Origin of the sequence: Faecalicatena contorta (assembly GCF_021531995.1) — a bacterium.
In the GTDB taxonomy this organism is placed as follows: domain Bacteria; phylum Bacillota; class Clostridia; order Lachnospirales; family Lachnospiraceae; genus Dorea_A; species Dorea_A contorta_A.
In genome coordinates this window covers 1-6,791 of the sequence record NZ_JAFBIZ010000135.1, presented here as the reverse complement: position 1 = coordinate 6,791, position 6,791 = coordinate 1, and the positions used below count along the sequence as shown (strand labels likewise).

The 6,791-nt window shown below is 38.7% G+C and carries 7 protein-coding genes, 1 tRNA gene and 1 rRNA gene; all 9 read right to left on the bottom strand.

All coding sequences use genetic code 11. The features are described from left to right. Positions 1 to 204, bottom strand: a 16S ribosomal RNA gene (locus JQM82_RS13695); the annotation flags it as partial. A gap of 393 nt (positions 205 to 597) precedes the next feature. Beyond that, a tRNA-Ser gene (locus JQM82_RS13690) sits at positions 598 to 685 on the bottom strand. Positions 686 to 780: 95 nt separating this feature from the next. Further along, on the bottom strand, positions 781 to 1,497 hold the full coding sequence (locus JQM82_RS13685) for a lysophospholipid acyltransferase family protein (protein WP_235250945.1): 717 nt from the start codon (positions 1,495 to 1,497) through the stop codon (positions 781 to 783). Then, positions 1,494 to 2,045 (bottom strand): Fe-S-containing hydro-lyase, encoded by a 552-nt coding sequence (locus JQM82_RS13680; RefSeq protein ID WP_235250944.1) that lies wholly within the window; start codon positions 2,043 to 2,045, stop codon positions 1,494 to 1,496. The genes JQM82_RS13685 and JQM82_RS13680 overlap by 4 nt, the downstream gene beginning before the upstream one ends. Positions 2,046 to 2,047: 2 nt before the next feature. Beyond that, the gene (locus JQM82_RS13675) at positions 2,048 to 2,890 is read right to left on the bottom strand and encodes a fumarate hydratase (RefSeq protein ID WP_235250943.1); all 843 of its coding nucleotides are present in this window, start codon (positions 2,888 to 2,890) and stop codon (positions 2,048 to 2,050) included. A gap of 161 nt (positions 2,891 to 3,051) precedes the next feature. Then, on the bottom strand, positions 3,052 to 3,951 hold the full coding sequence (rbsK, locus tag JQM82_RS13670) for a ribokinase (protein WP_235250942.1): 900 nt from the start codon (positions 3,949 to 3,951) through the stop codon (positions 3,052 to 3,054). Positions 3,952 to 4,055: 104 nt separating this feature from the next. Beyond that, on the bottom strand, positions 4,056 to 4,703 hold the full coding sequence (locus JQM82_RS13665) for a class II aldolase/adducin family protein (RefSeq protein WP_235250941.1): 648 nt from the start codon (positions 4,701 to 4,703) through the stop codon (positions 4,056 to 4,058). Positions 4,704 to 4,725: 22 nt separating this feature from the next. Further along, complete coding sequence (locus JQM82_RS13660) at positions 4,726 to 5,814, bottom strand: sugar ABC transporter substrate-binding protein (protein ID WP_235250940.1); 1,089 nt, start codon at positions 5,812 to 5,814, stop codon at positions 4,726 to 4,728. A gap of 58 nt (positions 5,815 to 5,872) precedes the next feature. Then, complete coding sequence (locus JQM82_RS13655; RefSeq protein WP_235250938.1) at positions 5,873 to 6,790, bottom strand: ABC transporter permease; 918 nt, start codon at positions 6,788 to 6,790, stop codon at positions 5,873 to 5,875. Position 6,791: the final 1 nt, after the last annotated feature.

The window sequence follows — 6,791 nt, the reverse complement described above, 5'->3', positions numbered from 1 at the left end:
TACCGTGGTCTTATGCGGTATTAGCAGTCATTTCTAACTGTTATCCCCCTGTATGAGGCAGGTTACCCACGCGTTACTCACCCGTCCGCCGCTCAGTCACTTGAATCTTCTTCCGAAGAATCTGATTTAAGTGCTTCGCTCGACTTGCATGTGTTAAACACGCCGCCAGCGTTCATCCTGAGCCAGGATCAAACTCTCGTTAAAAAATCTTAAACCTGCTGTTACACAGATCCAAAATCAAGTTCGCTCCAGTTCAAGAAAACTACTAGCTTTTTTATCCCTTTTACTGTTATTAGGTCGACATTTTTCATGTCTTCGTTCTGAATTTTTCTCTTAAAGAAATCTTCAGGGTTGTTGTCTATTGTTTAATTATCAAGGTTCTTTGTTGCTGTCTCGCACGAGTCAGCTTAAACATAATATCATGTGCATTTCTTTTTGTCAAGAGTTTTTTTAAATCTTTTTTTCGATTTTTTTAACATCTTTTTCCACACATAACATTTAGCATTTCCGAACTTATTTCTGTAACACATGTTCTTCATGCCCTGGCCATAAAAAACTGTCTGAAACTTTGTTTCAGACAGTCAATACTGACCAAAACGGAGAAAGAGGGATTTGAACCCTCGCGCCGGTCACCCGACCTACACCCTTAGCAGGGGCGCCTCTTCAGCCTCTTGAGTATTTCTCCAGCAGAAGTTATTATACTAGACCTTATCCGTATTGTCAATCTTTTTTTATTTATTTTTTCTGATCGACATTTTATCTGAAAATAATCTTCCTATCTTATTCTTCTGTATTTTCTTTGATCATATTTTCTATCCTGTTTTTCACCAGCGATGCAATCTCTGTCGTTTTCATATCTTTATAATCTTCATAATATAATGGCTCCAGAAAATAAACCTGAACTGTTACCGGACTGACAGTATTTGTATCAAACGGTTTAAATGCATCTATCAATGCCACAGGAACAATCGGACACTTCGCCTTTGTTGCAGCTTTAAAACTACCTCCTTTAAAATCCCCGGGATGGTTGCCATTTTTTGAACGAGTTCCTTCTGCGAATATCAAATAGTTTCTTCCTTTTTTTACTTCATTCGCCACATCAATAATTACCTGCATTGCCTGGCGCACATCCTCGCGATCCAGCATATACGCTCTCATACATGCAAATACCTGTTTCAGAAACTGTATATTGGCAACCTCTTTTTTTGCAACAACAGAAAAAGGCTGAGGGCATACGTCAACGATTGCCAGAACATCATATAATCCCTGGTGATTTGGGAAAAATATAAATCCATTTTCTTTTGGAATATTTTCCAGACCGTGTGCATCTATCGTAACATTTCCGCCTTTGTTTGCTCTGTGACAAATAAATTGAAGCATTTTATAATGTTCTTCTTCTGTATATTTTTCCGCATGATGTGCATGGTAACATAATTTTATCCACGCAAATGGAACAAAAAGAATATTACGAAATACCATTAACAATATTCGTTTCATAGTTTTCTGTACTCCTCTATTGCAGTTTCATAAAGATTGTTCCCCTCACAGTCCGCAACTACAATTACCGGAAAATCTTCTACTTCCAGCTTGCGAATTGCTTCTGTTCCAAGATCCTCATAGGCTATTACTTCAGAAGATTTGATACATTTTGATAATAATGCTCCTGCTCCTCCGACCGCTGCCAGATATACACTTCCGTTTCTTACGACTGCATCCAGTACTTCTTTGCTTCTTTTTCCTTTTCCTATCATAGCAGTCAGACCAAGATCAAGGAGCTTCGGTGCATACTTATCCATACGGCTTGCCGTCGTAGGTCCTGCAGATCCAATTGGACGTCCCTCTCTTGCTGGAGATGGTCCCATATAGTAAATTGCCTGATTCTTTATATCAATTGGAAGCTCCTCTCCTTTTGAGAGTGCTTCGTCCATTCGTTTATGTGCTGCATCTCTTGCAGTATATATGGTTCCTGTAATATATACATAGTCACCTGCGTGCAGTGAGCGGGATACTTCCTTCGTAATTGGTGCTTTTATATGCTGGTCCATATTTATACCTCCCTGATAATATGTCTGTTTACATGACAGCAGATGTTGATTCCAACCGGAAGCCCTGCTATATGTGTTGGATAAGTATTCACATTAACTGCAAGAGCAGTTGTTGTTCCTCCAAGCCCTCCCGGCCCAATTCCCAGGCAATTAATTTTATCCAGCATCTCCTCTTCCAGTTCCCTGACCCATGGAATCTCAGAATGAGAGCCAACTTCGCGCGTCAGAGCTTCTTTTGCCATAAGCGCACATTTTTCAAATGTTCCCCCAACCCCTACTCCGACAACAATCGGCGGACACGCATTTGGTCCGGCATCTTTTACTGCCGTCAAAATAGCATTTTTTACTCCTTCAATTCCGTCTGCAGGTTTTAACATAAATACACGGCTCATATTTTCACTTCCAAAACCTTTTGGAGCAACTTTTATCTTTACTTTATCACCTTTTACAATACTATAATGAATAATTGCAGGTGTATTATCTTTTGTATTTTCACGAATAATAGGATCTCCTACTACAGATTTTCTTAAATATCCTTCCGTATATCCCTGACGTACGCCCTCATTAATCGCATCTTCTAATACTCCGCCTTCAAAATGAACATCCTGACCAATTTCCATAAAGATAACAGCCATTCCTGTATCCTGGCAGATCGGAATCATATCTTCTGCAGCTATTTTCAGATTCTCCTGAAGTTGATTCAGAATCTGTTTTCCAAGAGGCGCTTTCTCTGTATCAATTGCTTTTTTCATTGCCTCGTCCATGTCTTTGGAAAGAAAATGGTTTGCTTCTATACACATCTCTTTGATATGTTTTGTAATCTCTTCTACGTTGATTGTACGCATTCTTTTTCTCCTTTGTGAATAGAATATGTCTTCTATAATTCTACTCTGTCTGAAACGAATATACAAGATATAAAAAATACAGGGTTCATGCTGTTCTTTTTCGATGCAGAACCCTATATCATTCCTTTGTTCCTATTATTATGAACATATTTTCATAGCTTTCATAACTCAGCAATACTCGGGATAGATGTCTGTGCTCCTTTTCTTGTAACTGCAATGGCGGACACCTTTTGTCCAAATGCAATCGCATCCTCGACGGATTCATCCCTGCTTAGTGCAAGCGCAAAAGCTGCCGTAAACGAATCTCCTGCTGCCGTTGTATCCACCACATGTACTTTTTTCGTTGGAATTACCTTTTCTTCCCGGTTTGATACATAGAGACATCCTTTCTCTCCAAGCGTCACAAGAACTGTTTTTACACCTTTTGCAAGCATCTCTTTTGCGCCTTCTATCAATTCTGATTCAGTTGCCAGTGTTCTTCCTGCCAATATCTCCAATTCCGTTTCATTTGGCTTAATATAGTCAATCCCATTCCAAAATTCGTCCGGAAGTCCTTCAACGGCAGGTGCCGGATCCAGGATTACTGTTTTCCCTTTTTTTATAGCAGTCTCTTTTATATACTGTACCGTCTGAACCGGTATTTCCAACTGCATAATGATGATATCACTTGCATCGATAAGATTCATATTCTCGTCTATCATCTTCTCAGTAACTTTTCCGTTCGCTCCCGCAATAACAATAATAGAATTCTGCCCCTCTTCGTCGACAGTAATATAAGCCTGGCCCGTTGGGATTCCTTCTAATTGACGGATTCCTTTTACATCCACATTAACGTTTCGAAGATTATTCAGCATCGTATCCCCAAAGGAATCTTTTCCTACTGCCCCTAACATTGCCACATCTCCCCCAAGCTTCCCTGCTGCATATGCCTGATTCGCCCCTTTTCCTCCCGGTATTAACGATATATCCGTTCCCATAACTGTTTCACCAGATTTTGGCATATGAGGCGTTTTTATTACAGAATCCATATTCAAACTTCCGATTACTAATATTTTTTTCATAGCATTCCCTCACTTTTCATGGTATCTGAATTTTTTCCTTATTTCTAATAGAGCTGCCTGGTTCACAGGCAGCTCTAAAACACACACTTATATTATTCTATTTTTTATTTGTCTTGTCCATAGGAATACTTCACAAAGTTCTGCATTGCAGCTATATTTTCATCAGAAATTCCTATCGGCTTTCCACCTGTCGCTTCAATCATATAATAGATCTGTGCCGTTACTTCCAATACTTTTGCTGTTTTGAAAGCACCATTCATGTCTCCTGATACACACACAGCACCATGAGAATGAATCAAACAGGTATTTGCTTTTTCTCCAAGCGCTTTTACACAATTTTCTGCCAATGATTCACTTCCAGGGAGAGCATAATCCGTACACCTGCAGGTATCTCCCATAATCTGCGCTGCTTCATCGATAATTAAAGGAATATCTTTTCCCTGCGTTGCATATACCATTGAATACATCGGATGTGTGTGAATGATCGCATTCACATCTTCTCGATTTCTGTAAATTGACAGATGCATATCTTTCTCAATTGTAGGTTTTCTGGTTCCTTCTACGACTGTTCCGTCTAACTTACACACGATAACATCATCTTCTTCAATCGTATTATAAAGCATGGCACTTGGAGTCATATATACTAACTGAGTCTCCGGATCCCGACAACTTATATTTCCCCATGTTTCTACAGTAAGTCCGGATCCTTCCATTCTTTTTCCACTTTCTACAATTAACTTTTTATAATTCATTTTTTATCCTCTTATGTCTGATCTATTTTGTCGGTTCAATTTCCTTTGCATAATTCTGGGTTTCTTCCAGTGATTCTTCTGCATTATCACTTGTAATCAGCTTACATCCTGTATCAATGTACGTTTCTGCATCCTCACCTGCGAAAATCTTAGTCATATTAATAACACCAAGTTTACCCATCTCTATAGGCTGCTGAGCACATGTAGATATAAACTTACCATCAATTACATACTGAATACCTTCTGTAATTCCATCATAAGAGAAAATCTTAATCTGATCTGTAAGTCCTGCTTCATCCACTGCCTGGTATGCACCAACACCCATTAAATCGTTTTCACAATAAATAACTTCAAGATCCGGATTTGCCTGAAGGATATTCTGAATTGCTGTATAAGCCTGATCTGTTTCCCAGTTTGCATGCTGTTCTGCAACGAGATCAACAACATCGCCTGCTTTATCTAAGAATCCATTGTATCTGTCATCATCGTTTGTCTGACCCTGAACGCCTCTCAGAATTGCTGTTTTGCATCCATCCGGATACATCTCAGCAACTTCTTCTCCAACCATTTGTCCACCTACATAGTTGTCTGTTCCATAAAACGGAATGTCCTGATCTAATGCTTCCAGTGTAGCATCATCAAGTTTTGTATCCAGATTAATTACCGGAATATTAGCATCTTTACATTCCTGAAGAGCAGAAAGAAGTCCTTCAGAAGCTGCCGGTACAAGAATAATTCCATCTACACCCTGTGAAATATAGTTTTCGATAATTACCAACTGTTCTTCTACTGACTGATGCTCAGAACCCGCCTGAATCTCTACTTTCATCCCAAGAGCTTTACAAGACTGCTCTACTGCATTTGCAACAATAATATGATATTCATTATTTAATGTCATCCCACAGAATCCAATTGTCTTGTCACTGTAATCTCCATCCGGAACCTGCGATTTAATTTCTTCTACTAACTTATCAGAAACTTCTGCTGCAGCTTCTTCCGTAGATTTAGAATCATCACTTGATGAACTGTCTTCGCTTTTATTTCCACATCCAATCAACATTGTTCCTGCCAGTGCTACACAAAGTAATACGCTTAATAATTTCTTTTTCATAGTGTATCCTCCTTCATTATTTGAATTTATAAGTATGTGTTTTTTAACAATATGAACTTTATTCAGCCTTTCTTTCTTTTTGCTTATCTGCAAAAACAGCAATAATAACAACCAATCCTGTAATTACAGTCTGATAATAGGTTGCAACATTCATTATTTGAAGACCATTAGTTAGAGTCGCAAGAATAATAGCACCTACAACCGTATTCGCCAGCTTTCCTTTTCCACCTGACATAGAGATACCGCCTATAACTGCAGCTGCAATTGCATTCATTTCATAAGAGCTTCCTGCACTTGGATCCGCATACAGGAGACGTCCTAACAACATTACACCGGCAAATGCTGCGAAAATTCCACAGATGACATATACTAATACTTCTTGTCTCTTTACTCTGATTCCTGATAATCTTGCAGCATGTGAGTTACCGCCTAATGCATATACGCTGCGCCCAAACTTTGTATATGACAATACAAAAATCATTATTGCATAAAAAATGATGACATACAGAACACCAATTGGTACTACATCAAAGAACTTTGTCTTCATAACTTTACCGATATCTAATGGAAATCCTGATACTGCCTGCCCTCCGTTGATAATCTGAGCCAATCCTCTGACCGCCTGCATAGAACCCAGTGTTGTAATGAAAGCAGGAACTTTTCCATAACTGATCAGTACACCATTAAATAATCCAATGACCGCTCCGATTACCAAACACAAAAAAATAGCAAGGGGAATAGACATTCCACTTTTTAAATTCATTGCAAGAAAAATACCAATAAATCCTACAACAGATCCTACAGACAAATCAATTCCACCTGTTAATATAACCAGAGAAGCTCCTATTCCGAGAATTGCATTAATACTTGCCTGGTTTACAATATTCATAACATTATTGATTGTCAGAAAGTTCTTTCCCATTGCAGAACATATGATAGAAAATATAACAAATATACCTATCATACCTATGTATATC